The sequence below is a fragment of the Micromonospora sp. NPDC002717 genome, from assembly GCF_040295705.1.
In the GTDB taxonomy this organism is placed as follows: domain Bacteria; phylum Actinomycetota; class Actinomycetes; order Mycobacteriales; family Micromonosporaceae; genus Micromonospora.
Genome location: NZ_JBEOVW010000020.1, coordinates 95,044 through 119,172, shown reverse-complemented (window position 1 = coordinate 119,172; position 24,129 = coordinate 95,044). Strand labels below are relative to the sequence as shown.

At 67.2% G+C, this 24,129-nt stretch carries 23 protein-coding genes and 6 pseudogenes; 13 read left to right on the top strand and 16 right to left on the bottom strand.

What is annotated here, in order from left to right; genetic code table 11:
* Positions 1-210: 210 nt before the first annotated feature.
* The 5 genes from ABT006_RS25710 to ABT006_RS25690 are packed head-to-tail and all read left to right on the top strand — an operon-like array spanning position 211 to position 2,932.
* Positions 211-480: a cyclophilin-like fold protein gene (locus ABT006_RS25710; protein ID WP_350710371.1), complete on the top strand. Its 270-nt coding sequence runs from the start codon at positions 211-213 to the stop codon at positions 478-480.
* Positions 477-632 carry an SDR family oxidoreductase gene (locus ABT006_RS25705; RefSeq protein ID WP_350710369.1) on the top strand — a complete coding sequence of 52 codons (156 nt, stop codon included), beginning with the start codon at positions 477-479 and terminating at the stop codon, positions 630-632. Before ABT006_RS25710 ends, ABT006_RS25705 begins: the two co-directional genes overlap by 4 nt.
* 42 nt (positions 633-674) lie before the next feature.
* Complete coding sequence (locus ABT006_RS25700) at positions 675-1,682, top strand: SDR family NAD(P)-dependent oxidoreductase (protein ID WP_350710367.1); 1,008 nt, start codon at positions 675-677, stop codon at positions 1,680-1,682.
* Positions 1,683-1,724: 42 nt separating this feature from the next.
* Positions 1,725-2,438, top strand: a complete 714-nt coding sequence (locus ABT006_RS25695; protein ID WP_350710366.1) for a DUF6152 family protein — start codon at positions 1,725-1,727, stop codon at positions 2,436-2,438.
* An 11-nt stretch (positions 2,439-2,449) separates the two neighbouring features.
* The gene (locus tag ABT006_RS25690; protein ID WP_350710365.1) at positions 2,450-2,932 is read left to right on the top strand and encodes a DUF6644 family protein; all 483 of its coding nucleotides are present in this window, start codon (positions 2,450-2,452) and stop codon (positions 2,930-2,932) included.
* Between the two features lie 421 nt (positions 2,933-3,353).
* Here ABT006_RS25690 and ABT006_RS25685 read toward each other — a convergent pair whose 3' ends face one another.
* Positions 3,354-3,554, bottom strand: a complete 201-nt coding sequence (locus tag ABT006_RS25685; RefSeq protein ID WP_350710363.1) for a hypothetical protein — start codon at positions 3,552-3,554, stop codon at positions 3,354-3,356.
* Between the two features lie 233 nt (positions 3,555-3,787).
* Complete coding sequence (locus ABT006_RS25680; RefSeq protein ID WP_350710361.1) at positions 3,788-4,288, bottom strand: hypothetical protein; 501 nt, start codon at positions 4,286-4,288, stop codon at positions 3,788-3,790.
* Between ABT006_RS25680 and ABT006_RS25675 the strand changes: the two genes are divergently transcribed.
* On the top strand, positions 4,275-4,670 hold the full coding sequence (locus ABT006_RS25675; protein ID WP_350710391.1) for a hypothetical protein: 396 nt from the start codon (positions 4,275-4,277) through the stop codon (positions 4,668-4,670). The two genes, ABT006_RS25680 and ABT006_RS25675, sit on opposite strands and share 14 nt — an antisense overlap.
* A gap of 23 nt (positions 4,671-4,693) precedes the next feature.
* On the opposite strand, the pseudogene ABT006_RS25670 reads toward ABT006_RS25675, so the two are convergent.
* The 4 genes and pseudogenes from ABT006_RS25670 to ABT006_RS25655 form a co-directional block, all read right to left on the bottom strand.
* Positions 4,694-4,852, bottom strand: a pseudogene (locus ABT006_RS25670) (DUF6194 family protein); the annotation flags it as partial.
* A gap of 453 nt (positions 4,853-5,305) precedes the next feature.
* Positions 5,306-5,836, bottom strand: a complete 531-nt coding sequence (locus ABT006_RS25665; RefSeq protein ID WP_350710359.1) for an erythromycin esterase family protein — start codon at positions 5,834-5,836, stop codon at positions 5,306-5,308.
* A gap of 9 nt (positions 5,837-5,845) precedes the next feature.
* Entirely contained in the window at positions 5,846-6,145 is a 300-nt protein-coding gene (locus ABT006_RS25660; RefSeq protein WP_350710357.1) for a CBS domain-containing protein, read from the bottom strand.
* A gap of 260 nt (positions 6,146-6,405) precedes the next feature.
* A complete protein-coding gene (locus ABT006_RS25655) occupies positions 6,406-6,843 on the bottom strand; it encodes a hypothetical protein (RefSeq protein WP_350710355.1) in 438 nt (145 codons plus the stop codon).
* Between the two features lie 820 nt (positions 6,844-7,663).
* On the opposite strand from ABT006_RS25655, the pseudogene ABT006_RS25650 reads away from it, so the two are divergent.
* From ABT006_RS25650 to ABT006_RS25630, 5 genes and pseudogenes are all read left to right on the top strand, one after another.
* A pseudogene (locus ABT006_RS25650) lies at positions 7,664-7,921 on the top strand (integrase); the annotation flags it as partial.
* 251 nt (positions 7,922-8,172) lie between these two features.
* Positions 8,173-8,616, top strand: coding sequence for a tyrosine-type recombinase/integrase (locus ABT006_RS25645; protein WP_350710353.1), 444 nt, complete (start codon positions 8,173-8,175; stop codon positions 8,614-8,616).
* 46 nt (positions 8,617-8,662) lie between these two features.
* On the top strand, positions 8,663-8,923 hold the full coding sequence (locus ABT006_RS25640; protein WP_350710351.1) for a hypothetical protein: 261 nt from the start codon (positions 8,663-8,665) through the stop codon (positions 8,921-8,923).
* 383 nt (positions 8,924-9,306) lie between these two features.
* A pseudogene (locus tag ABT006_RS25635) lies at positions 9,307-9,567 on the top strand (PIG-L deacetylase family protein); the annotation flags it as partial.
* A 260-nt stretch (positions 9,568-9,827) separates the two neighbouring features.
* Positions 9,828-10,244, top strand: coding sequence for a hypothetical protein (locus tag ABT006_RS25630; RefSeq protein ID WP_350710349.1), 417 nt, complete (start codon positions 9,828-9,830; stop codon positions 10,242-10,244).
* A 648-nt stretch (positions 10,245-10,892) separates the two neighbouring features.
* Here the strand turns inward: ABT006_RS25630 and ABT006_RS25620 are convergent.
* Complete coding sequence (locus tag ABT006_RS25620) at positions 10,893-11,519, bottom strand: transposase (RefSeq protein WP_350710347.1); 627 nt, start codon at positions 11,517-11,519, stop codon at positions 10,893-10,895.
* A gap of 39 nt (positions 11,520-11,558) precedes the next feature.
* Here ABT006_RS25620 and ABT006_RS25615 point away from each other — a divergent pair, with 39 nt between their 5' ends.
* Positions 11,559-12,818, top strand: coding sequence for an SbcC/MukB-like Walker B domain-containing protein (locus ABT006_RS25615; protein ID WP_350710345.1), 1,260 nt, complete (start codon positions 11,559-11,561; stop codon positions 12,816-12,818).
* 364 nt (positions 12,819-13,182) lie between these two features.
* Here ABT006_RS25615 and ABT006_RS25610 read toward each other — a convergent pair whose 3' ends face one another.
* From ABT006_RS25610 to ABT006_RS25600, 3 genes are all read right to left on the bottom strand, one after another.
* On the bottom strand, positions 13,183-14,016 hold the full coding sequence (locus ABT006_RS25610; RefSeq protein ID WP_350710343.1) for a site-specific integrase: 834 nt from the start codon (positions 14,014-14,016) through the stop codon (positions 13,183-13,185).
* Positions 13,964-14,395 (bottom strand): hypothetical protein, encoded by a 432-nt coding sequence (locus ABT006_RS25605; protein WP_350710341.1) that lies wholly within the window; start codon positions 14,393-14,395, stop codon positions 13,964-13,966. The genes ABT006_RS25610 and ABT006_RS25605 overlap by 53 nt, the downstream gene beginning before the upstream one ends.
* 545 nt (positions 14,396-14,940) lie before the next feature.
* Complete coding sequence (locus tag ABT006_RS25600) at positions 14,941-15,120, bottom strand: hypothetical protein (protein WP_350710389.1); 180 nt, start codon at positions 15,118-15,120, stop codon at positions 14,941-14,943.
* Between the two features lie 18 nt (positions 15,121-15,138).
* On the opposite strand from ABT006_RS25600, the pseudogene ABT006_RS25595 reads away from it, so the two are divergent.
* Positions 15,139-15,579: pseudogene (locus ABT006_RS25595) on the top strand (IS5 family transposase); the annotation flags it as partial.
* Here the strand turns inward: ABT006_RS25595 and ABT006_RS25590 are convergent.
* The 6 genes and pseudogenes from ABT006_RS25590 to ABT006_RS25565 form a co-directional block, all read right to left on the bottom strand.
* Positions 15,536-15,796 (bottom strand): hypothetical protein, encoded by a 261-nt coding sequence (locus tag ABT006_RS25590; protein ID WP_350710339.1) that lies wholly within the window; start codon positions 15,794-15,796, stop codon positions 15,536-15,538. The pseudogene ABT006_RS25595 and the gene ABT006_RS25590 overlap by 44 nt on opposite strands.
* Before the next feature lie 154 nt (positions 15,797-15,950).
* The gene (locus ABT006_RS25585; RefSeq protein WP_350710337.1) at positions 15,951-17,417 is read right to left on the bottom strand and encodes a hypothetical protein; all 1,467 of its coding nucleotides are present in this window, start codon (positions 17,415-17,417) and stop codon (positions 15,951-15,953) included.
* A gap of 210 nt (positions 17,418-17,627) precedes the next feature.
* Positions 17,628-20,909, bottom strand: coding sequence for an NACHT domain-containing protein (locus tag ABT006_RS25580; protein ID WP_350710336.1), 3,282 nt, complete (start codon positions 20,907-20,909; stop codon positions 17,628-17,630).
* 865 nt (positions 20,910-21,774) lie between these two features.
* A complete protein-coding gene (locus ABT006_RS25575; RefSeq protein ID WP_350710334.1) occupies positions 21,775-22,299 on the bottom strand; it encodes a hypothetical protein in 525 nt (174 codons plus the stop codon).
* 460 nt (positions 22,300-22,759) lie between these two features.
* Positions 22,760-23,404: pseudogene (locus ABT006_RS25570) on the bottom strand (transposase).
* A gap of 115 nt (positions 23,405-23,519) precedes the next feature.
* Positions 23,520-23,618, bottom strand: a pseudogene (locus tag ABT006_RS25565) (hypothetical protein); the annotation flags it as partial.
* Between the last annotated feature and the right edge of the window lie 511 nt (positions 23,619-24,129).

Genomic DNA, 24,129 nt, shown 5'->3' with positions numbered 1-24,129 from the left:
GGCACAGGCAGTCAGCCCGATGCAGGCGAGCACCAGCACAACCGCAGCAGCCCGCCAGCTGTGTCTCCCTCGTGAACCGGTTCCGCGGCGAATCATGCAGCTTCTTCGCCGACCGTGATGCGGAACGGACCGAGCGCTGTGTGGAGGTGCCAGAGGCGCTCGGCGAGTGCGGCGGGATCGTAGAGCGGGTCGCCGCCGCCGATCGCGCCGATGCTGCCGATGACGCTGACGTTCTCCGACTTCGGCGGAAAGGAAAAGGTCGCCTCCCCGACCGGAGAGCTCGACTACACGGATGCTGAGGGCTTGAACCCGGTCGCCGGAGACCTGTTCTCCTACATCCCGTGGGGGAACATCGGGTTCTTCTACACCTCCGAAGGCAACACCGTCTCCAACTCCCTCACCAAGATCGGCTCAACCGATGACATCGACCAGATCGTGCGGCTTGATGGGCAAGAAGTGACCATCGGCATCGCCAGATGACCCCCGACCCCGAGGCCTCCGCCGCGGGCGTGCCGCTCGGCCGACTGGGGTGTCCCGAGGAGGTCGCAGCCGCCGTGCTGTGGCTGTGCAGCGACGCATCCAGCTACGTCACTGGCGTAGCACTCCCGGTCGGCGCCGGCTACGTCGCCTGATCCCGGGACGGTCGGCGAGGAACGAACGGAGCAGAGACCCGTATGACCGAGATGACCAGACGCATCCTCCTCCTTTCCGCGACCGTGTTTGGGGCGGGGTTTCTGGCCGCCTGCACCAGCAGCCCTCGGCAGCGCGAGGACACACCGAGCTCGGCACCCACGATCCCGGCCCCGGTTCAGACCGACGGCAGTGGCCTGGCACCCCGGGGCGAGCTGTACGGGGTGGACATCTACAACACGCAACACGTCGCGGACGAGCTGCGCTACATCGAGGAGAACATCCAACCGCTCACCGACGGCGATCCCAAGCGCATCCTCATCACCGGTTCCACCGCCGGTGTCGGCCAGTTCGCCGCCGCCTACTTCCTCCGGCGCGGGCACACCGTCGTCGCGCACGCACGAAACGCGCAGCGTGAGGCAGACGTCCGGCGCGATCTCCCCGGTCTCGAGGCCGTCGTCGTCGGCGACCTGCTGAATCTGGAGGAGACCCAGGCGCTGGCCGAGCAAATCAGCGCGCTGGGAGCCTTCGACGTCATCATCCACAACGCCGGCGAGTACGGCCTCCCCAACGAGCAGATCCTCAACGCCAACTCGCTGTCCCCGTACCTGCTGACCGCTGTCGTCGACGCTCCTCGCGAGCAGATGATGTACCTCACCTCCGATCTTCACCTGAGCGGCGACCTCAAACTCGACGAGCTGCGCTCCGGCGGAACGAACGTCAACTACAACGACAGCAAACTCCACATGGCGACGCTCGCCACCGGGGTAGCCCGACGGCGCCCGTTGCTCCGCGTCAACGCGGTCGCCCCCGGCTGGGTGCCCACCCTCATGGGGGTTCACAACGGCCCCTACGCCCCCGACGACCTCCGCGAGAGCTACATGACCCTGGTTCTTCTGACTGAAGACACCTACCCGGGAGGCCAGGTCACCGGGCAGTTCCTCTTCCAAAGGAAACCGGAGACGCGCGTGCATCCCGCGGTGCACGACCCTGAATCGCAGGATGCGCTGCTTTCCGCCTTCGCTGAGCGAACGAAGGTATCGCTCAGCTGAGGCGCGACCGACCTCACAACTTTTCGGAAGGATCGACTCCCCATGCACGTCAACAAAGGCACCACACGACACGCCCGCACCCGTCGTGGCAGGCTCGCGGCGGCATCCATCGCCGCCGCCGTAATGCTCATCGTCTTCCCCGCCAATGCCGCGAAGGCTCACCACGGGTTCGACGACTTCGACACCGATCGCCTCTACTACATGGCGGGTACCGTCTCGGAGGTTCGTTGGGGCGAACCGCACTCCTACTTCACGGTGACGCTTGAAAGCGATCTCCCCGCTGACACGCCCGAACTGGCTCTGCCTGAGCAGCTGCAGGCTACCGAAGACAGCGGACCGATCAACGATGCCCCGTCGTACAGCGGCTCCCATGACGTGCTGGAGGTTGTTATCGCGCCGCCGAGCTTCACCGGGAGGTGGGGTCTCGACCGTCCGCTCGTCGACGGTGAGCGGGTCGAAGCGGTCGGCTACATCGGCAGGAGTCACGACGACGAGTTCCGTCCGGTCGTGTTCTGGTTCGAGGACGGTCAACCGGTCAACCAGGTGCTCGGCAGTCAACTGCCGGCGAGGCCGCTGCCGGTTCCGTATCCCGAGAGCGATGCGCCGGCAGCCAACCCAGGCCGGGATGCGTCAGCTGCTGCGGAGGATTCCGAGGGCACGTCGGCGATTGTGGTGTGGGGCACGGTCGGCGTCGTCCTGGTGGTCGTCGTTGTGGGCGGGGCGCTCTACCTACGGGCACGCTCGCGCCGGGCGTGAGGGCGCTCGTCATGGACGACTTCTTCTCCTGGCTCGAGGACGGCTGGTTCGCCGAAGCCATCCGTGGCACGGCCTACCTATATCCGGTGCTCGAGAGCATCCACATCATCGGTATCGCCCTTCTCATCGGCCCGGCCGCGGCCTTCGATCTCCGGCTGCTGGGACTCGGCAGGCAGAAGCTGCGGGTCACGACCGTGGCCAACTATCTCCTCCCGCTGTCACGCCTCGGGTTCGTGATCGCGGCGGTCACCGGCGTCCTCATGTTCCTGCCAGGCGCCAGCCTCATGGCTGACCGTGGCAGCGCTCCGTGGAAGCTCGGCCTCATCCTGATCGCAGGCCTGAACATCCTGATCTTCCACAGGCGCACCTACCGCGGTGTGTCTGACTGGGACTTGGGCGAGCCATCGCCTGTGCCTGCCCGGATCGCCGCAGTCGTCTCCCTGACGTCGTGGACGAGTGTCACGGTCGCGGGCAGGCTCCTGGCCTACACCTGACGCCACAGCGGACAGAACCGTCAAGAAGGATCAACGTCAAATCGCTCCGTTTGACAAGATCGGCGCGATGGCGCCGTGGCCTCGGTGGTGATCGCTGCTCTGACGGCGGCGCTGGTGCCGGTGAGGAAGAGGGCGAACTCGCCAGAGAGACCGAGTGCGGCGGCGCTGCCGGACGGGTCGAGGTGGGCGACCGTGGCGTGCATGCCCGTGGCGGTGGCAAATGATGCCGAGCAGCAGCAGGTAGTGCGGGAGGATGTAGGTGCGGGCGGACACCCGAGTGTGAGTGCGGGGGTCCGCGGCGTCGAGGGCGGGGGCCGCGAGGCGTGTGTCGGTAAAGTAGGCCGAGAGCAGCACTGCGGCCAAGTTGTAGGGCGCGATACGGATCGCGGCGGCGCAGGTCGCGGTGGCCGCCGTTGGATGGTCAGCTGAGGCGGATGCCACCGATCTGGCTGACCATCTTCGGGTCGCGGTGGTCGAAGGCGACGCTGGCATCGGTGTCGAGCGTGGCGATGCGGGTCATCTCGTCGTCGGTGAGCTGGAAGTCGAAGACGTCCAGGTTCTCGGCCGGTCGCCCGGGTGGACGTACCCCGACGTCGAGACCGACCACGACGGGTTCGGACATCCGCATCCACTCCTTGAGATCGACGCCGCGTTCATGCTGGTCGGCCCGGCAAGGGCCGGACCGGGTCAGGGCCTCCAGACTCTAGACGCTCTTGTGGACGCCGCAGGCACCTCTTATCTTTGGCATGTCCTCAAGGGCGTTCATCAATGGGCTGAGGCTGTACTCGAAAACGAGAGTTTGCCCGGCGGAGCGACTCTGCCCTCGGCGGCGTGCGAAGTCTCCTCATGGCTCGGTCAGGCCTTCTCGAAGGTGATGCTCCGCCGGTCGACCGACACCTGCTTTTCCACCACGGTGCCCAACTCTGTGGTGTACCAGCAGTAGAACGGCGTCGTGCCGAAGGGGAACACCGCCTGGTCGGGCATCGCGGCGTCGCACATCGCGGTGCCCGGCCGGGCGTTGTTGTTGGCTGCTTCGCTGTTCCACAGAAACCCCACGTTCGTCCGGGACAGCACGCCGACCGAGGCGACGGCGGACCAGGTCAGGTACTGGTCGGCGATCGACACGGTCACGTCCATCGGCACCGCGAGGTCGTCGAACTTCACCGTGCACCTCGCCTTCACGTTGCCGGTGATGAACTTCTTGTTGCAGGTCACGGACGTATGCGCGGGCGAGCCGGCCTGGTTCAGTACCTGTTGTTGCAGCTCATACATGATCTTCGCGTGCGCTGTACCAGGAGCGCCGTAATCCGTGGTCGTGGCGGGGCCGTCGGCGGTGTACGGGTTGGCGCTCGACACCGGCCGCCCGGGCCGGGGCGGCGCGGCCGGCGTCGAGGAAGGCGCGGTTGCGGCCGTGTCGGGACCCGAGCAGGCAGCGAGGGCAAGTAGCAGCAGTGGTCCGAGGCTCGCACGGAAAGGTCGCATCTGGTCAGGGTATCGACCAACGCCACCATGGCCGGAGTACGACAAACAGCCGTGTTGGAGCAACTTCACTCCGGCAGAAGACCGCAATCGTCACCCCGCCAAGATCCGCGCTGTCGGCGAACGCGCCCTGCTGGTCGGCCGCCCGCCGGGATGCGCGCTCGTGGCGTTCGACTGCTCGGGCGTGAGCGATCGTGAGCAGCCGGTCGATCTCGGGCAGCATCTGCGGGTCGGGCATGACATGCTGCCGAAGCCGTAGAGCGCGTAGCCGGGGTGTGGCACGACCGTGTCCAGCCGGGCGAAGTCGAACTCGTCCCGGTGCTCCTCGAATTCCTTGGGCGGGAAGCCGAAAAGCCTCTCGAACTCGGCTCGGCCCAGGTCCAGGCTGAGCCGGAAGACGCCGGGGCGGTCGAGCTGGGAGGCCTCGTCGAAGCCCGGCACATCATGTTCGACAATGGTGGCGAAGGGCTGGCGGCGGTCCGGGCCGACAAGAAGAACGGGTCGCCCCAGGCATCCTCCGGCGATCCGTTTTCCTCGCTCGCCACGAGCTGCTCGGCGCCGGGCAGCGCGAGGCTACGCTCGGCGAGCATCGTCGGGTCGGTGCCGGTCGGGAAATGCAGCGCCACATCCGGGTGCTCGACAGTGGCCTGATTCAGCGGGAAGTACCGGTAGTCATGCGTCCTCTGCTCGGTCGGTTCCACGACGGACGCGAGGACGTATCGGGGGAGATGGATCTTCTGCTGTAGTTTGCCCTCGTACGGCGAAGGGGCGGGTGCCGAGATGTCGAGCGCGGGACTCGCGCCAAGGCTGCCGACGATCACCGCATACCGGTCGCCGAGCAGGGACCGACGATTGCGCCGGCGCTGAACCAGGACACCTCCATCCCGGCCATCGTCATCGTGCCCGGGTGGCGCTGCAGGTGCCCGTTGTGCGCGAAACCAGCGTCGGCCCGCGAAGCGCCTCGGCTGAGCGGATCGCGAGCAGGTTCTCGGCCATCAGCGCGTCCCGGACCGCGGCCAGGCGGGCGAAGCGTTCGTCCTGTGGAAGCGGCGCTGCGGCCTCGGCGTGGTAGCGCAGCAGTGCGACCGCGCTCGTCGCCTGGGCGAACGCCGCCCGCCAGCCCTCGGGCCGTTGAGGCGCCTGCAGGTACAGCTCCGTCAGCAGGTCGTCGACGATCACCCGCAGGCGCTGGGCGTCGGCCGAGCGTCCGATCGACCTGCCGGGGTCCCAGATCGCGGCCGGATCGCTCCACCGCGCGTCGTTACCGATCAGGCCGTCGATCTCCCCGGCTCGGTTGGAGCCGAGGAAGTCGCACAACTGGGCGAGGTAGCGCCGCGGACTCGGGGCGCTGGCGATCTCCAGCGGGGCGTCGAAGCCGTGGAACGTCAGGCGCTCGGAAGGCGGCCGCCTGGCGTTCCACCGCATCCGGGAGTGTCAAGTTAACGGCTGATCTTGGTTGTTGAGGTGGTCAGTGGCATTGAGGGCGCTGTTGCGCAGGGGCGGCAGCCCTGTGGCAATCGACCTAGAGGTGAAGACGCCGATCACGCGCTGCGCGGCGGTGACGACCGGGAGCTGGTCGTAGTCGTGCGCACGCATCACATCGAGCGCGCTTCCGACTTTCGTTCCCACGGGGACGGTCAGGAGATCCTGGTCGTCGGGCACAAGCTGGCCGACCCTGGCAAATCCCGGCGTCCTGAGCACGGCCGCTGACACGTCGAATGCTGCGCCACTCACGCGGCCGTGCCTCCTCGAATCCGACGGCGACTCTATCCGGCGCAGTTGCGTCAGCTTTCATGCGCCTGCTCCCAAGAATTCCAGGGCACGCGCCGCCCGTCGACCGCTCAGTACGCTGGACCGAGCAGCTGAACGGCCGCTGCGAGCAGAGTACGACGTTCCTGGGACTGGCGAGGCTGGACGCAGGCCGCGGCCGACGTTGCCGGCTGCGAGGGCCCCAAGCAGATGAGGCCTATTGCCTTGAGCTGTCTGGCTCCTGCTCAGGTCCATCGGTGGCTTGGTGTCGTGCTGTCGCCCCCTCGGGCGGTTTCCTCAATTCGTAGAAGGTTGTCGATGATCGCGGCGATGCCGTCTTGGGCGGCGGGTGAGAGTTTGGTGATGGATCGTGCCATCACGCGGACGCGCTGGCTGTGTTCTTCGGGTTCTTCGTGGTCGCCGAGTAGGTACCCGGCGGGCACGTCGAAGAACTGGGCGAGCGCGCGGAGCGTGGATGCTTTGGGGTTGATTCGGGGTGCGCGCAGCAGCTTGCGGATGCCTTCGGCGGTGATGCGGTGGCCGGCCTTGGTGAGTTCCCGGGCAACCTCGGCCTCTGTGTAAGGTGGCCGCCCTTCGGTGCTGGCCTCGAAGAGGGTTCGGAGCCTCGTTTGGATCAGGTGGGAGGCTGCGTCTTCGGCCTGGTCGGCTGGTGTGTCCTTCATGGAGTCTCCCCAACTCCAACCACAGTTGGCCACAACAAAAACTGCGGTTGACGCTCTTTGTGACCTGTGCTTAGCTCTCGGTATCGCTCTCGCAACTGCGGTTCGGTTGGACCCGAACTGGAGTTGCCTGGAGCGTAGCGGATCGGGTTGCCGTACGCGAGACGGCATCCCGGCACGCGGGCGGCGGCGTAGGAGGGGACACGTCGTCGCTGTAGGGCCCGCTTCGTCTGGTCAGCGTCCAGGTCGCGACAGTAACGGGGGACCGGCCGCGTCGATGTTGGCGTCGGTCAGTGCTGTACGGCAAGCCTTACGGGGAGGTGGACGTGCAAGGTCCATCGGACGAGCAGCCCGAACAGCTCGCCGCCCGCGCGCCTTCCGGCGGGCGCGGCGGCGGGCAGGGGGAGCCGGCGGGCAGGGAGAGGGCCCTCCCGCCGGCTCCCACCCCCGAGCAGATCGCGGCCCGAGCCGTGACCTTGGTGCCTTCGGGGCCGCGTCATGTCGGTGAGGCAGCGGTGCGGGAGATCCCGCGGGAGTTCGGCGCGGGAACCCGGGTGGAGAGGCTGTGGTGGCGGGCGGCGTCGCTGCGGGCGGGCTGTCCGCTGGTGTGCGTGTCCTGGGCGGACGGTGGGGTGGGGCGGTCCGTGTTGACCGTCGGGCTCGGCGGGCTGCAGGCTCTTGCTGTCCCCGACCCGCTGGTGGCGGTCGATGCGACCTTACGGGCATGGGGTGGCCGTGTTGAGGAATCGATTCGGAGGCGGCAAGGAGGCAGTACACCGCACCAGCATCGGCGCCCGGTGTTGACGCCGCAGGGTGGGTCGTCATGAACCGCGATCTGACCAAGCTGAAGATGGGTCTGCCCCAGGTGTGGGCGGCGTTCCTCACCGATTGGGATCGGTCGCTGCGGTCGGGAAACTACCCATCGACCACGCGCTACAACTACCTGCTGGCCGCTGCTCAACTGGGCCGGTACCTCGCTGGCGACAGCGAACGGGAGTCAGGGGAGGCGGCACTGACTCCGACCGCCGTGACGGGGCGGCACGTCGAGGCGTTTCAGGCATGGATGATCGAGACCCGGTCGCCGGCCACGGCCCTGAACAAGCACAAGGCCCTGCAGCAGTTCTTCAAGTGGCTCACGGTCGACGAGGAGGAGATCGACCATTCGCCCATGCTGCGGGTACGGCAGCCCAAGACGCCAAAGCGACTCGTCCCAATCATCCGGGACGAGGACACCAAGAAGCTGCTGGATACGTGCAGGGGCAAGGAGTTCGTCCACGTTCGTGACATAGCGATCGTCCGATTGTTTCCAATACCGGAGCGCGGCTGTCCGAGGTGGCCAACCTGCAACTCGACGACGTCGATCTGTCGCTGGACACGGTGTGCTACCACGGCAAGGGCGCCAAGGACCGCCGGGTCCGACTCGGACCCAGAACCGCCCGGGCGGTCAGCCGCTACCTGCGCGCCCGCAGCGGGCACAAGGGCTCCGGGCTACCCCATCTGTGGCTAGCGGTACGCGGTGCGCAGCCCCTGACTGGCCACGGCATCAAACTGATGCTCAAACGGCGCGGTCTGCGCGCCGGGGTCGATGGCGTACATGCACACCGCTGGCGGCACACCTACGCACACGAGTGGAAGCTGGCCGGGGGAGACACCGGCGACCTCATGCTGGTGCTCGGCTGGACATCCGACGACATGCCGCGACGCTACGGCGCTAGCGCGGCCGCCGAGCGGGCCCAGCAGGTGCAAGCTCGACTGGGGATCGGTGAACGTGTCTGACCGCGAGAAGAAGCTGCATACAGGGAGGCGTGGGGGAGAAGGGGGCATGACCCCGGAGCAGCGTCGCCGCCGTGCCCGCATTGCCGCACATGCCTCCTGGGCCAACACCATTGACCGTACGGCCCGCACATCCTCCGGCACCAAGGCGTTCCTCGGCCGGTTTGAGCGCCAGGTCGACCCCGACGGCGCGCTGCCCGAGGGCATCCGAGCCGCCATGGCCAAACACGCGAGGACCGCGTACATGCTGCAACTGGCTGAGCGGTCGGCGGCGGCACGGCGGCGCCGAGCCCAATCGCAGGACCCTTGATTGCGGTCCGGCCTCCTTCCACAGCGACCGGTAGTTTCGGCGGTGCACCAGGAGCCGCCGGCCCGTCCGCCGGTACGTCGGGAACCTGGGTCTGTGGGGCCGCGCGGGCCTCGTCGGCGGCCTCGCTCACGATCTGGGCCACCACCAGGCCGTCGTCGTTCAGTATTCGGGTGATTGCTTCGACCTGTTCGGTAAACCGGACCTGCGGGTGGGCGCCGTACCGGTGTCGGACGTCCCGCAGCAGTGCCTGCTGCCGCCCCGGATTGGGCTGAGCCCGCCTGCTAACCAGCAACTGCCGGAGCCAACGCGTCTCGCCTCGTTTCAGCCGCCGTCGTGGACCGCGGCAATGCTGGTGCGTCGGACGTCCCTCGTATTGTGGTGGGGTGACTGAGCGATCTCTGACGTTGATGGCGGTGCACGCGCATCCGGACGACGAGGCGACCAGTACTGGCGGCGTTCTCGCTCGGTATGCGGCGGAGGGGATCACGACGGTGCTCGTAACTTGCACGGATGGGCGGTGCGGGGACGGGCCCGGCGGGGTGAAGCCGGGCGACCCGGGGCATGACCCGGAGGCCGTGGTGGCGATGCGCCGGGCGGAGCTGGCGGCCAGTTGTGAGGCGTTGGAGGTCACGCATCGCCGAACACCATTAATGTTCGCATTCCTCTGTCTAACCCGGGGGGTGCAATGGCGTACGCAGAAGTCATGATGGCGAGGACGGCGAGAGGGCAATATCCAGATTACAATCTAGCTACGCAGAGTTGTGTCACTTACTGTGCTCAGGTTCTCCGGGCCGGCGGCGTTTCAGACATACCTACCCGCACGAAGGCTGCGACCGAGTGGCTGCTCAGGAAGCATGGTTAGCGTCCATGGAAGCTGATTGTCGGAATAGCGGGGACCGTGCCCATGCCTGATTTTGATTGGCTCAGTGAGGTTCCGGATGAGTGGGAGCCGCCGAGTGAGCTGCTAGAACCTAGTAGGAGTGTTGAGGCGAACCTTGCGATAAGAATGCTGTCGTGCGACTACCTTGGTCACGAGGTTCGCGTGCTTCTCGGGCGCTTCATCGCAGAACACTCCCTGTTTACGCTGTGGTTTTTGAAGGAAGGGAAGACCTCGCAGCATGGGCTTAAGGAGGCGGCTACCCTGGCCGGACTTCCCCTTGAACAGACTCGGGCTGTATATGAGGCGTGGAGGCGCTTCGACGAGGTTTCAGCTATGAAAGAGGCAGACGCAATATTGGGAGAGCGGCGGCAAGCTGCTCGGGAAGAGCTCTCCGCGGCGCTGCAGGCGGGTATAGCGACCCTCTCACGGGCAAGGATTTAAATCCAGAACAAGGGAGTCAGTAAACCGTGCTGATATCCAAAGTTGGCCAAGGGAGTCAGGTAGCGTTCTGGGTAAACGTTGCCTGGCACTTCAAGCCGAATTCCCGATGATTACGCCTCGTAGTCGTCGATTGTCGGCAGTCGCATTCGTCTGCTCGGGTTGCCGTCACCGTTGCCGTCAAAGGCAAGGAATGTATTGCGATCCGGTGTGGAGGTAAGCGTGCGGTGGCGCGCCGCGTAGCGGTGCGGCGTCGATACCGGAAGCGTTCGTTGAGAGTGGCTGGTGAAGGGATCGTCACGGCCCCGGCTGGTCGATGGCCGGGGCTCGTGGTTGGCTCGGTGTTGGTGGGCGTGTGCGGGCGGGGCCGTAGGCCATAGCGCGTGCGCGCGGCCCGGCGTCAGCCGGGCCGTCTTGATCCTGTAGAGCAGTTTTGAGCCAGCCGGATCTTGGCCGAGGGCCTTGGTCCGGCTGGCTTACTGCTGAGTGCGCGGTTGCGGCTGCTGCGTGAGCGCTTGGCGGGCGGCGGGGGCTGCTCGTCGTTGCTGGGCCTGCGGAGGCGTTCGGGCTGCTGGGCGAAGCGAAGCCTCGACGATGGGCTTCTTCGACGGTGTAGACAAGGCGACATGGAATGAGATGCTTCTATAGCTGTCAAGTGGTGCTTGTAGCTGGGCGTGTGCTGGTCAGGGTTCTGAAGAGTTGCCGGCAGATGTAGCGCTTGAGGTTGCGCATGACCTCGCGTTTGGTGCGACCTTCAGCGGTGCGGCGGGTGACGTAGGCACGGGTGCGGGAGTCGTGGCCCATGCGGACCAGGGCGACGGTGCAGAGGGCTCGGTTGAGGCGTCGGTCGCCGCCGCGGTTGAGTCGGTGTCGGGTGGTGTTGCCTGATGAGGCCGGTAGTGGTGATGCGCCGGCAAGGGCGGCGAACGCGGCCTCGGAGCGGATACGTCCGGGGTGTGACCAGGCCAGTAGAACGGTCGCGGCGACGACGGCGCCGACGCCGGGTAGGTCGAGCAGTTGCGGTGCCTGTGTGGTGACTGCTTCGTGCAGGGCGGTGTGGTTGGCGGCGAGTTCGGCGTCGAGAGCGCGGATGCGTCGGGCCAGGCGGACGGCCTCGGCTCGGCAGACGACCAGGGTCGGATTCTCGTCTCGGGTGCGCCAAGCCGCGATGGTGGTGATGGTCGTGGTGGTCGAGGCGCGGCGGGCGTCGACGCCGAGGTCGACGGTGCGTAGCAGCGCGGTCAGCGCGTTGACGGCGCGAGTGCGTTCGCCGCTCATCTGTTCGCGGGCGACGGCGACCTGACGACAACCCAGGCGATGTCGAAGGTCACCGAGGCACGCAAGTCGGTTCGGGCCGCGACCGAGGCAGCGAAACTGGCCGAGGAACTCGGCGCCCAACTGGAAACCCTCGACGTGCTACTGGCCGATCAACACCGCGAGGCCACCGAGATCGGCCGCGATGAGGCAGCGGCGACCACCCAACAGGCCGCCCTGACCGAGCAGATCACCGAACTCACCGAAACCATCGGCGCCATCCGCGGCGAGGACAAGAGCCTGCGGCTACGGATGACTCGACTGGCCCGGGAACTCGCTGAGATCAAGGCCGCAGCGAGCAGCCTGGGGGAGTGGCGCCAGGCAGCAAAGGAACTCACCGAGGCCCACCGTGAGGCGCACCACCACCTGCACCTGTCGGAGTTCGCCGACGCCGTGGCAGCGCGTAGCGCAGCCCTGGCCAACCCCGAGCTGGTCGAACTCCAGGAACGAGTCGACGCCTTCGACAGCGAGTACAACAAAATCGCAGGACGAGTACAGGACCCCACCCTGCTCGCGGCCGCACACGAACCACCACCAGACGTCGAGGGCAGCGAACAGGCCTACCAAACCGCGAGACAACGAGCCACCGAGCTGCATGCCCAGCACGGCCTTGCCGTCGAGCAACACGACCGCCTGAAGCAGCTGGGCCCCGACCTGGTCAACGCCCTCGCCCAATGGAAGCCCATCCGCGCGGAGTACGAGATCGCCAACCGGCTCGCCCAACTCGTCGAGGGCAAGAGCAGCGACAGCAATGCCCGGATGACCCTCTCCACGTATGTGCTGACCTACCGGTTCCGGCACGTCGTGACGGCCGCAAACACCCGCCTCGGGCAGGTCACCTACAACCGCTACCTGCTGCGCCACGTCACCGAGTCAGACACAGGCCGCCGCGCCGGGCGAAGCGGGCTCGGCCTGTCCGTCATCGACGCGTGGACTGGCCAGGAGCGGCGCCCGGCCACGCTTTCCGGCGGGGAAACTTTCCTGGTCTCGCTGTGTCTCGCCCTCGGCCTCAGCGATGTTGTCCTGGCCGAGGCAGGCGGTACCCAACTCGGTAGCCTGTTCGTCGACGAGGGCTTCGGCAGTCTCGATCAGGAGGCGCTCGATCAGGTGCTTGACGCGCTCGATGCCCTGCGCTCCGGTGGCCGGACCGTCGGACTGGTCAGCCACGTCGCGGAACTGCGCAGGCGCATACCATCGCGCCTACACGTGCGCAAGACAGCCACCGGCTCATCCGTGGTCGTCGAGGCTCAGGTGCTCGACTGAGGTCATCGCTGGGACGCTGTGCCGCCCAGTCGCGGTCGGCCACGAGTTTCAACAGTGCAGTCGAGGGGTGGGAGGCAAGTCGCTGCGCGCTGCTTGTCGGCAGGAGCTGGTTGGTGCTTGTCGAAGCAGTGGTGCTACGACTCCTTTACTCGGCCGGTTTATGCTTCAGGCGACCTGGGCAAACGTGCACGAGCATGCCGCTGGGCCACCGGACTACTGGGGGTCAAGGGGTCATCGGTTCGAATCCGGCCGTCCCGACGCATTTGACCAGGGGATATGCCGACGGAGGCATATCCCCTGTGGTTGTTTCAGGGCTGTGTTGTCGCGTTGCTGTCGCATCTACGCACGGATCTTGCAGTGGCGCTCAGGCGGCCCAGGCGTCGGCCGCGTCGAGGGCCGCGCAAATGGCGCTCACGCCGTCGGCGGCGGCGTCGCGGGTGAGGTGGCCGTAGATGTCGACGGTGGTGGCCACGTTCTTGTGGCGCAACGTCTTGGACACCACGGCGATCGGCACCCCTTGGTTGATCATGATCGTGGCGGCGATGTGTCGCAGGTCGTGCACCCGAATTGCCGGAAGCCCGGCGTCGGCGGTGAGGCGGCGCAGGTGGTCGAGCACGTACTGCGGCCGTAGGGGTTGCCCATCGGGTCTGGCGAACACGAGGTCGAGATTGTCGTGATGGCGGGCGGTCACCTGTTGCCGGCATTGGCGGCGGCGTTGCCGCTGCAACGCGTCGACGGCGCGGGTGGACAGGGCGACCCAGGCCCGGCTGCCGTGGGTCTTGGGCGCGTTCAACATGCTGCGGCTGTTGTCGACGCTGACCAACGTCCAGCGCACGAACAGTGCCCGCGCATCAAGGTCCACATCGGCCCAGTGCGGGCCCAGAGTCTCGCCTTTGCGCATCCCGGTGCAGACCGTCATCTCGAACAGGTCCGCGAGCGGATCCTCAACGGCGTGACAGTGCCGCAGGAACGCGCTTGTCTGGCTGGTGCTCCAGCAGGTGAGCTCGGGTTCCGGCGGTCGGGGGAACATGGCGAAGCGGGCGGAGTTGTGGGGCAGCCGGTGGTTGCGGCGGGCGTCGTTGAGCGCGCTCGACAGGGTCGTCACGCAGCGGCGCAGGGTGACTGGGCCGCGGCCGGCGGCGAGCTCACGCTGGATGATCTGGGTGACGTGGTCGTGAGTGAGCCGCTCCAAGGGCACGGCGCCGAGCGCGGGGATGAGGTCGGTCGTTGTGGATGTAGGCGGTGTAGCGGTTCACGGTGTTCGTCTTGAGGCTCGGGGACTTGGTCTCAAGCCAGCAGGTGAGGTAGCTGGCGACCGTTTCGCTGTCGTCGAGGCTGACACCGGCGCGCTCGCACTCAAGCACATGGGAGTGGGCCGCCGAGGCCGCTGCCTTGGTGGCGAAACCGGTACGGCGCATGGTGCTGCGCTTGTTCAGGCTCGGCAGGTCGACGGCGAACGCCCAGCCGCCGTGCCGCGCCTTGGACAGCTTGGGGCACCGGGGGCCGAGTAGTCGGCCGGTGCTGTCACGACAGGCGCAGCAGCGGTAGACGCGGCCCCGGTTCGGGTTCTGTCTCATGACGTCCTCCTCAGTAGAGGTGAGCTTCTGCCACCTCTACCGTTGCCCCGTTTGGCTGCGACAGCATCGCGACAACCCCGTATGTCCTGCCTGCATGTGACGGTCCTACTTGTCGATCCGTCAAGGATGCGCACTCCCCCCCCGGCGTGCACGGGTGGCGGGGGCGGGGGGAAGTGGTGGGCGATGGTCCCGCGGGCCGCCGCCGTATGAGCGGCAGGCGAGGTGTCATGGCCAGCAGGGACGAAGGACCGGAGTTCGACGCGCTTCTACTGTTCTGAGGGCAACCCGGTCGGGGCAGTGGTGTGGCGGCCTCTTCGCGCCCGGACCCTGGGTCAGCGCTAGGTGCCGGGCCGTCAGCTAGCCGACATCACCAACCCTTCGGCAGGTGTCGGCACTAACGCCCCTAGCAGGTCCGCAGGTACCAGCCGGCTGACCCCTGAGCGAGGCTGGATCGATGACGTCCGTGTCACCGAGCACCACCCCGCAGCATCCCAAACCGCAGTGCTGCCCGACCCTGACCCCCGCGCCGAGCAGCATCGCATTTGTCAGCCCTCCATCGCGGCGACGAGCCGCCGGAGGCCGGCGCGTTCTCGGCGGTTCTCGTGGGTGATCCATTCCTTGCCTTCGGCAGCGATGCCCTCTAGCACGTGCAGGGTGCGTTCGAGGCCCGAGGCGTCGAGCGAGACCTGGGAGGCGATGCGGTCGTCGTCGCCGAGTTCCGGCATGCCTGGCCACTCACCGGTGATCGTCAGCTCGTCCCGGGGATCCTGTTCGTGCTCTACACCGCGATCCCTTGGGAGTACCTGCCCAAAGAGCTCGGATTCGGGTCAGGGATGACCTGTTGGCGCAGGTTGCGGGACTGGAACGACGCCGGCGTCTGGCAGCAACTGCACGAGGTCCTGCTCGGCAAACTCCGTGCCACCGGGCAACTCGACATGTCCCGGGCGGTGATCGACGGTTCCCACATCCGGGCGCTCATAGGTGGCCCAAAACCGGTCCGAGCCCGGTCGACCGCCGCAAGCCAGGCTCGAAACACCACGTCATCACCGACGCGGGCGGCATCCCCTCGCCGCGAGCCTGACCGGCGGCAACCCCACGACGTCACCCAACTCATGCCCTTGGTCGACAAGGTCCCCCGGATCAAGGGCATCCGGGGCAGGCCGCGGCAACGACCAAACCTGGTGCGGCGGTGCGGGCAGCAACGCCGGTCGCTCGGGTCGAACCGCGGACGCTTCTCGCTGAGCTGTCGCTGCAGCACCATGATCTGGTGTCGAAGCGCACGTTCTGCTTGCCCAGCTGGCGCTCCTGCACGGTGATCTGATGGCGCAACGCCAGGATTTCCACGTCCTTGTCCCGGTCGCTTATCGGCAGCGGACGCAGCATGGCGAATGCGTTCGTCACGCCCAGGTTAGGCCAGTCGCAGCAGATCGATCATCATGCGGCAGCGATCGCCAGCCGCGCGAGAGGCCGACTCGAGCGAGCGCTGTCGACATCTGGGACCTCCCATGCACCGGCTCCTACCAGGGCGGGTGAGGTTTTCGGCAGGGGGCAAGGTTCAATTGCTCTCTTTGATCGATAAATGCCGCTCGGGGTCGCGGCTGTCCTTCGCGGCGTCCATATGGACTTGTAGTGACTGAGGTGGGATTGCGGCGGTGCCAGAGCTACCACCTCGCGGGTTGCCAGACACGCGGGTGCGGACGTTCGCCACCTCTGCCCGGAGCCTTTGCAGGACGAGGGCCCGGCCGATCGAGCCGGCATCGATAGTCTCGGTCCAGCCCCCATCTCGGGTCGAGCCTGGCGCCAGGTAGGGCGGCAGCCCAAGATCCTTGCGCCACCAGGTGAGGATCGCGTCTTCAACCCTCAGCGCATCCATCCCGTCCTGGAACGCCTCGGTGACGAGTACGGACCAGCCGAGCTTCCTGAACCTCCCGACGCGTGTTGAGCCGACCTGCGTGATCCCGATCTTCAGCGCCTGTAGTTCCGCGTTGTGGAGCAGGTACACGATCGCTGGCTTTGACGCGTTGAACCCTGACACGGCACAGCGGCGACATCCGCGTTGACCGGCGTCGACGTTGCCGATCCGCACCGTGGTGTCGCGCCCGCATCGGCAGCGGCACCGCCACGGGTGCGCCGCCCCGGGATACTCGACCAACGGTTCGTAGCCGGCCGCGCGCAAGCGTTCGGTCGCCTCCTCTGCAAATCGGCTTCGCTTGGAGTTTCCCTGCTTCCTCCTTCGGCAGGTCTCGCAACCGCCGCCACCGTTTGAGACGTTGCTGTACGTGGGCTGCGTGAAGCTTCCGCAGGTCAGGCACTGGCATCGCCACCTCTTGTTCGCGCCGGGAAACGGTTCCTGCGGTTCCAGGTTCACCGCGCGCATCACACCGACAGCGGTCGATTCAAAGCGTTCCCGACGACGCTTGCCGTTCTCTTTCGCCGCACAGAGCTTGCATCCGCTCTCATTGCTCTTGACTGTCTCGTACCGGGGTTTGGCGATCTTGCCGCAGGTCGCGCATGCGCATTCCCATGGCTCGCGCGGGCCCGGGAAGGGACCTGTGGGAATCCAGCCTGCCTGGCGCATCACTTGCTGAGCGGCCTCGTCGGTGATTCGTCCGACCCGTCCGCTGCATCCTGCGCATCCACGCGCGCGGTCCTGTCCGGACATGATCGGAGTCCCGACCGTTCCGCATCTCAAGCACCGGCAGCTCCAGCGCGTCCTTGCACCCGGGTACGGCTCCAGCGGTTCCCAGTCGTATGTCCGCATCCGCCCGATGGCTCGGTCGGCGTTGTTGCGAACCTTGAGCCCGCCGCTTGCCTGGTGCGCTGCCGCCCGCTTCTCGCGTCGACAGCGGCACCGGGGCCGGTCGTCACGCTTCACACGGTTCAGCACGACCGTTACTGCCTCGTGGCAGGTGACGCAGATGGCCGCCCACGCCTTGGTGCTGCCCGGGTACCCCGCGACAGCGCTGTAGCCCAGCGCGGTCAGCTGGTGTCGAGCCTCGGCATCGGTGAAGCGCACGGGCATATGGCGAGTCTCGCATTGTCCGCCGACACTCTGCCCTGGGCAGTCCGTCCGCGGGTGCGCGTCAGATGTGGGTAAGCGCGTCGTGATCTTGGCGTCCGCGTGATCACGCGGCGGCTATGGCGGGGACCGGTACGATCACGAGATCATCGTCAGAACCATCAAAGGTGACCGGCGTTCGCTGTTGTCTAACGTGCCAGTGTCCCATTATCATCACCCGGACTCGCCTGCGGTCGGGGCGTTGTTTCCTGGGCGGGCGAACAGGGCGTCGGTGAGGTCCGGGGCCGCGCGTTCGAGTTCCGGTTGGCGCCCGGCCTCGATCAGAGCTGCGGCCAAGCGAGGAAGGTCTGCATGCTCGGCTCCCTTGCCATCGACGATCGCACGCAACGCCGGGACGAGCACGTGGCGGTCGATGCTATGTGCGTGCTCTCGGATCAGGTCCGAGGTGAGCGAGGCTCCGTAGGAGTCGTCCGCAGCCCTCGAAGCAACCAGGCAATGAATCGCGCAGACGGCCGCGCGCAGGGTCATGCACCCTTCGTCAATCAGCTCATGGACTATCCCGCACACCTTGTCCGGCGGCAGACGGTGCGCTTCGGCGCGCATGGTGCCCAGCACTATTTCCGTGGCGTCCCCGATGGCCTGCGTAGTCCTTTCGTCGAACGGGGCCAGGTCCGCCACGGCGGAGGAAGCGTCATCGCAGGCGGCGACCAGTTCATCCGAGGGGACGTTCAGCGAGACCGCCAGCCACATCCGGATGAGGGTGTGCGCGACCGAGAGGTGGCCGCCGTACTCTCGCTCCGCGAACTGGGTCAACGTCGCAGGTATCCGGCGGATTAGCGGCTCCAGGGCGTGAAGCAGCGTGTCGTCGCTCAAGTGGTTGCTCAGGTGCATGGACCTGAGCGCGGGCGCTATCTCGAAGGCGGCCTTGAAAATTTCGTCTCGGCTCTCGCCGGGTTCCAGACCGTTGATCCAGTAGACGTTCGTCGGATCCGGGAGGTCGGCCGTCCAGGCGCGCGCGTGCTCGACGACGATGTCGCGGCGGCCGTGGTGCCAGGTGCGGGTGACCTTGAGGGCCTTCATGGCGTCCATCCACATGCCGCTGGGAACGGCGGCCTGCCACTGCAAGGCCGAGTTGCGCAGCCAGGCCGCCGGGTCGTTGGTCCGGGTGAACAGTTCTGACGCACGCAGTTCACCGCCGCAGGCCAGGGTCAGCAGGAAGAGGTTGAACGAGTAGGTGGCCATCCAGTGGTCAATGCGCTTGTCGACTGGGCGGTAGCGGCTCTCGGTGTACTGCGGGCGGGTCATGGCCTGGGAGGTGCGGCCAGTCAGCCAGGTGCGGATGCGGTTGCGGTCGGGGCCGTCGAGCAGGCCGGCGATGAACGGCAGGACCGTGGCGCGGGCGGTCAGCGGCGTGAAGCCGAGCAGGGACCGCAGCAGGTCGTCGTCGTTCGCCGGGCCCAAGCGCAGGGCTAGCGTGCCCGCCGACTCGCGGGCCTCGGTGTCGCGGACAGCCTGCACGATGAGCCGGGACACGAGGTATTCGCCGAAGGTTGCGTGCAGGAACTCGTATGTCTGCCGGGTTTGGTCCTCCTGAACTGCTTGGGCGTGCTGTATGAAGAAGAAGCGTCCGACCATCTCCTGACCGGCGGTGAGCGGGCTGCGGAAGGCCTCGGTACGGCCTCGGTGCGGCGGGGTGATGCCGAGGCTGGTGAGGTCGTCGTCCAGCTCGCGCTCGGTGGCCCACAGTCGCAGACGGTGGAACATCGCGAAGGCGACCACCGACAGGTGGAGGAGCTCCTGCTCGACCAGCCCCGGAATGGCCGAGTCGGGCTGTCCGGCGTGTACCCGGCGCACCTCACGCTCGGCGAAGGAGGCCAGCAACCGCTCGTAGAGCTGACCGTCGTCGAGGGCCGCGCCGTCGCCTTGCAGAGCGTTGCCAGTGGCGTCGTAGAGGGCGAGCATGAGTAGCAGCAACGGCTGTTCGGCGAGGTCGCGGAAGCGGAGCACCGCATCCGGCGTCAAGGGTTTGACGAGCCGACTGGTCTCGTTCCAGACGGTCAGCCAGCGCTCGATCTGGGCCTCGTCGAACGGCTCGAGGCGCACGGCAAGGGCACCGACGGGCGGGCGGGCGCGGTCCGCGACGGCGATCCGGCTGGTGACTATGACCGCGACCGGGCGGCCCAACGCTGCCTCCCGCTGCTGGAACTTGGCGACCCGGTGGAGGTAGTCGGACTGGTGTAAGCCGGTGGCCTGCAGGAGCTCGTCGAAGCCGTCGAGCAGGATGACCGGCAGGGCGCCGTCGGCATCGCGGGAGAGCTCTGCCCAGGACACTGTCTCGCCGATCGCGAGGCGCAAGGCCCGTTCGACCTGATCCTGGATTTCGGCTTCGGCGGGCACCTCGCGCAGCGGGACCCGGCAGACGAAGAAGTCGCCGGCGGGCAGGCGGGCGGCGAGGATGCGGGTCAGCGAGGACTTCCCGGCGCCGGGCTGGCCGAGCAGCAGCATCGGAGCCTCGGTGGCCTGGGTCGTGGTCAGGTGGGCGGCGAGGAATCCGGCGAAGTCGTCGCGCACGTTGGCGCCGGCCCACCACTGGTCGTCGGCGGGACGGGCGCCCGGATCGGCTGTCCGGACCCGAAAGCGCGGATCGAGGTACGCGGCTCCGAGGGTCGGCAGAAGCAGTTCCCCCGCGTCGCCGCCGAGGATGGGACGGTCGAGTTCGGCGCGATAGGCGCGGGACAGCGCGGCCCGGTGGAGGCCCGGGTCGCGCCCCGAGCCGGCCCGCAGCAGCAGCGCCTCGAGACGTTCCAGGCCCCGGGCGGTGGCGCGCGCCTCGAGGCGATCGGCCCAGAGCGCGAACTCGGGGATCTCCTCGGCGAGGCGGCGGTGGATCTCGTCGTAGCGGGCGACGGCAGCAGCGGGCAGCCGCCGGTCGAGCAGGTCGGCCAGCATGCGACGCGCGCGCTCGTCGGCCTGGTCCCAGACGGCCAGCCCGGTGAGATGGCGGCTCATGCGTGCCGACTCATCGGCGAACCAGCACTTCAGAGCGGTCAGGAGGCTCGCGTACGGGAGATCGGGCGCAGGCAGTGGGACCGGCGCGCGCAGGAAGCGGTCGACCAGCGTCCCCTCACCTCGACCGGCGGCGAATCCAAGCTGGTCCTCCCGGTTGAAGCCGGGCTCGCGAATACCCGCCGCGGCCAGGCAACCGTCAAGCTCTTCGAAGAACGCGGTGACCACCAGGACAGCGTGCGCGGCTTGGAGCCGCTCACTGCGGTCGTGGCGCCCCAGCCCGCGTACGGAATCACCGATCTTGGCCGTGACCAGGCCGCCGAGCCGGACCACCTCGGTTTTTGCGTCGAAGAGGCTGATCGCGAGATCGCTGCCGCCCGCAGTCGCTACGGTGAGCACGCTGCCGAGCAGGTTGTCGACGGCCTTGGCGAGAGGCCCGGAGCCGCCCAAGATCTTGACGGCGTCAGCATAGGACAGACGATGGGGCATCGCTATATGATGGCGCACCTGGTAAGCGGGCAAAGCGTGGGAAGATGAGCCCGGACATGAGCCATGGCAGCGAGACCAGCAAACGATTGATGCGCTTACCTGGTGCGCAACGAACGACGAGCGCGGATTCGTGGTAGACGTCGCTCTCCGGCATGAATCCCACGGCAGCCGGCCGGTTCCCGCTAGCCGACCGGCGGCGAAGTCACACGCTGCTCGTCGGCTGACAGCAGGGAAGTCGATAGTGACGGGGGAGTGGTGCGACGACTCCTTTACTCGGCCGGTTTATGCTCCAGGTGACCTGGGCAAACGTGCCTGAGCATGCCGCTGGACCACCGGACTACTGGGGGTCAAGTTCAGGTGGCTACCCGGGACGTCTGCCGAATTGATCGTTCTCTGGATCAAGGCGGCCCGCAAGCGGGCCGCGCCGGCCCGGCCCCGGCCTGCTGGCGACCTTCGGCCGGCATCGGCCGGGCCGGCCGGCCACGCTGATGGGACCCAAGAGCTTGAGGGCTGAGGCGGGACGATCGCAGTCGGGGTTGCTTCCCGTCGAGGTTGGGGCGATCGGCTGCCGCGCAGCGGAGCTGCTTGCCCCCGGACTTTCGTAGGCATCGCCCTCGGTTTGATGACGACGAGGACCAGGGCGTGACCCATCCCCCGGGTGCCCGATCCTCTACGCCACCCGCCCGGCGTCAAGGGCGCTGCGCGTCGGCACGCCGATGGCCTACGGCCACCCTTGACCCCGACCGGGCGACGCAGTCTTTGGTACCCCTCCGGGGGATGGGGGCAGACTGGCGGCCACCTTTTTACCGGGAAGCGGATGGCCTACAAGCGCCAGACGATGCCGACCGGGTCAGGTGCGGCCTCTTCAGCCGTCGCACACCGTGTTGGCGTAGCGGGCGAAGTCCTCGGGCGTATGGAACGTGGCGACGTAGCCACCGTGCTCCGCGCCCTCCCACCGTTTGGTGAGGATCACGGCGGAGCCGGTCCGGCCGCGCAGCTCGCTGATCCGGAACGGGAAGTCCTCCACTGCGCCGCCGTCCCTGTTCCACGCGCGCAGGTTGTAAATCTGGCCGTCGTCTAACGTGGGCGGTGCCAGCTTCGTCTGCCAGCCGGCCGCCGGCTCGAGCAGCACGACTTCCTCTGCGGTGCGGGCGCTGCGGCCGGGTTCCCGCTCGAGCCGGATTACCTTGTCGGTGACCCCGCCGTCGTCCTCGCTGAGGTAGAGGGTGATCCCGTCGGTCCTCTTGCCCCGGCACCAGTCGAATACCCCGACCAGCCGGCCGTCGGTGTCCAGCCGTACCCCGACCGCGCCCTCGGTGGCCGGGCTGCAGCCGGTCAGCCCGGCCAGCACCAACGCGCAGATCAGTCCCAGCATCCCTGTCCGTCGCATCCCTTCAGCGTGAGCATCGACGGTCACCAGGCGATCACGACGATAGAACGGCTTGCCGGCATCGAGGATCGGCTTCTACCGGGAGGCAGCGACAGTCCCGTGCCCCTTGCGTGCCCGTTTGGATGGGTGCCGACGGTCAACGGCGGTCAGCTCCTGGGCGTGGCGGCCAGCGTGGCGAAGCAGGCCAAGCCAGGCCACTGCCGAGCGGCCTCCGCCCGTGTCCACACTTCCCTCATTGTGTTACGGCTGCTGGCAGAGTAACTTGCCAGGCGGCAGAGGAAGAAGTATGCATGGACTCTCGGATCACCCGCATCCGACGCAAGTTGACCAAGGTCCCCTATCTCCCATGTCGCAGCTACTCTTTCGGGGAAGAGAAGCATCGCTTCGAGCTCGATCCGCCAATCTCCAACGCGGAGGCGTCTCGATTCGAGGTCGAACACTCGGTCGCCCTTCCTCAGCCTTACCGCACCTTCCTGACGACGTTGGGCGGTAGCGGCGCAGCACCCTTCTTTGGGCTGCTACCCCTGAACCAGGCCAGGTTGTTCACCATGAATCCCCCCGAAGAACCTGACGTCCCGGCTCGATGGGGAAGCCGAGGACTCAGACCTGCCAGCCGCCCCCCGTACTGTGGCGATCTCTTCTTGAACATCATCGAGGCCGGTTGCAGCGATCTGGTCCTACTGGGCAGCGCCGCCCCGATCGCGGCCACCGGGCCGGCGTGGGCGTCGGAGGTGACCAGACGGGCGCCGGACAGGCCGCGGGCGGTCAGGCTGCGTAGGAACGCCAGCCAGCCGGCGCCGTCTTCGTCCGAGGCGACGTCGGCGCCCAACACCTCACGTTGGCCGTCGGCGTTGACCCCCGACGGCGATCAGCGCGTGGACGTTGACCGTTCGCCCGTGTTCGCGGACCTTCAGCGTCAGCGCGTCCATCACACGAACGTGTAATGCGCTGCGTCTAGAGGCCGGTTGCCGAACGCCTCGACCTGGGCGTCCAGGTGAGCGGCCATTTCCGAGACCTGCGACTTGGGTAGCTGCCGGATGCCGAGTTCCTCGACCAGCTTCTCCACCCGCCGCGTGGACACCCCGAGCAGGTAGGAGGTCGCCACGATCGACACCAGGGCCTGCTCGGCCCGCCGCCGGTGCGTCAGCAACCAGTCGGGGGAAGTAGGAGGCCTGCCGCAGCTTCGGGATCGCCAGATCGATCGTCCCGGTTCGGATGTCCCACTCCCGAGGCCGGTAGCCGTTACGGGAGTTGACCTGATCGTCGCTGCGTTGCCCGTACCCGGCACCGCAGATCGCATCGGCCTCGGCGGACGTCAACGCCCGCGCGAACGTTGCATCATCGCCTGCAACACGTCCGGCGTGGCGCCCTCGATCTGCTCGCGCAGCAGGTCAACAGGGTTCACGCTCTCAGATGCGGCCATCGCGTTCTCTTCCCTCTCTGACGTGGTCGCCTTGAAGGATCGACGCGATGGCCGTCTCTCATCTACGCAACACGCCCATCACGGGCAAGTCGTACACCACTCCAGTGGACGCAAACTTCCGTTGGTATTGGCTGCGGAGACGGCAGCTTGACCCGGATTGCGGTATCCGGCAGGTGGCGAGGGTCGGGAGCGGCCTCCAGATGGTGAATCGATGTCCTGGCCAAACCGTTGACGTGGCCTGCGTCACGCTTCTATGGTGAACCACCAGTTCACTCAGTGATCCGACCCGGCGGGGCCGACCGACGGATCTCACGCCAGACGACGCTTCCGAGGGATTCGGAGAGTGCCTGCATGACTGCGACAAGAACCGCCACTACACCGGCTGCCGAGGCTGGACCGGCCGGGCA

Coding starts and splice junctions, on each gene's coding strand:
- ABT006_RS25585 (WP_350710337.1), bottom strand. CDS start 17,417: ATGCCCGTGCGCTTCACCGATGCCGAGGCTCGACACCAGCTGACCGCG.
- ABT006_RS25710 (WP_350710371.1), top strand. CDS start 211: ATGCTGCCGATGACGCTGACGTTCTCCGACTTCGGCGGAAAGGAAAAG.
- ABT006_RS25700 (WP_350710367.1), top strand. CDS start 675: ATGACCGAGATGACCAGACGCATCCTCCTCCTTTCCGCGACCGTGTTT.
- ABT006_RS25630 (WP_350710349.1), top strand. CDS start 9,828: ATGCCTGATTTTGATTGGCTCAGTGAGGTTCCGGATGAGTGGGAGCCG.
- ABT006_RS25640 (WP_350710351.1), top strand. CDS start 8,663: ATGACCCCGGAGCAGCGTCGCCGCCGTGCCCGCATTGCCGCACATGCC.
- ABT006_RS25605 (WP_350710341.1), bottom strand. CDS start 14,395: ATGAGACAGAACCCGAACCGGGGCCGCGTCTACCGCTGCTGCGCCTGT.
- ABT006_RS25685 (WP_350710363.1), bottom strand. CDS start 3,554: ATGTCCGAACCCGTCGTGGTCGGTCTCGACGTCGGGGTACGTCCACCC.
- ABT006_RS25580 (WP_350710336.1), bottom strand. CDS start 20,909: ATGCCCCATCGTCTGTCCTATGCTGACGCCGTCAAGATCTTGGGCGGC.
- ABT006_RS25620 (WP_350710347.1), bottom strand. CDS start 11,519: ATGAGCGGCGAACGCACTCGCGCCGTCAACGCGCTGACCGCGCTGCTA.
- ABT006_RS25665 (WP_350710359.1), bottom strand. CDS start 5,836: ATGCGGTGGAACGCCAGGCGGCCGCCTTCCGAGCGCCTGACGTTCCAC.
- ABT006_RS25600 (WP_350710389.1), bottom strand. CDS start 15,120: ATGCCGGAACTCGGCGACGACGACCGCATCGCCTCCCAGGTCTCGCTC.
- ABT006_RS25615 (WP_350710345.1), top strand. CDS start 11,559: ATGTCGAAGGTCACCGAGGCACGCAAGTCGGTTCGGGCCGCGACCGAG.
- ABT006_RS25575 (WP_350710334.1), bottom strand. CDS start 22,299: ATGCGACGGACAGGGATGCTGGGACTGATCTGCGCGTTGGTGCTGGCC.
- ABT006_RS25690 (WP_350710365.1), top strand. CDS start 2,450: ATGGACGACTTCTTCTCCTGGCTCGAGGACGGCTGGTTCGCCGAAGCC.
- ABT006_RS25695 (WP_350710366.1), top strand. CDS start 1,725: ATGCACGTCAACAAAGGCACCACACGACACGCCCGCACCCGTCGTGGC.
- ABT006_RS25705 (WP_350710369.1), top strand. CDS start 477: ATGACCCCCGACCCCGAGGCCTCCGCCGCGGGCGTGCCGCTCGGCCGA.
- ABT006_RS25655 (WP_350710355.1), bottom strand. CDS start 6,843: ATGAAGGACACACCAGCCGACCAGGCCGAAGACGCAGCCTCCCACCTG.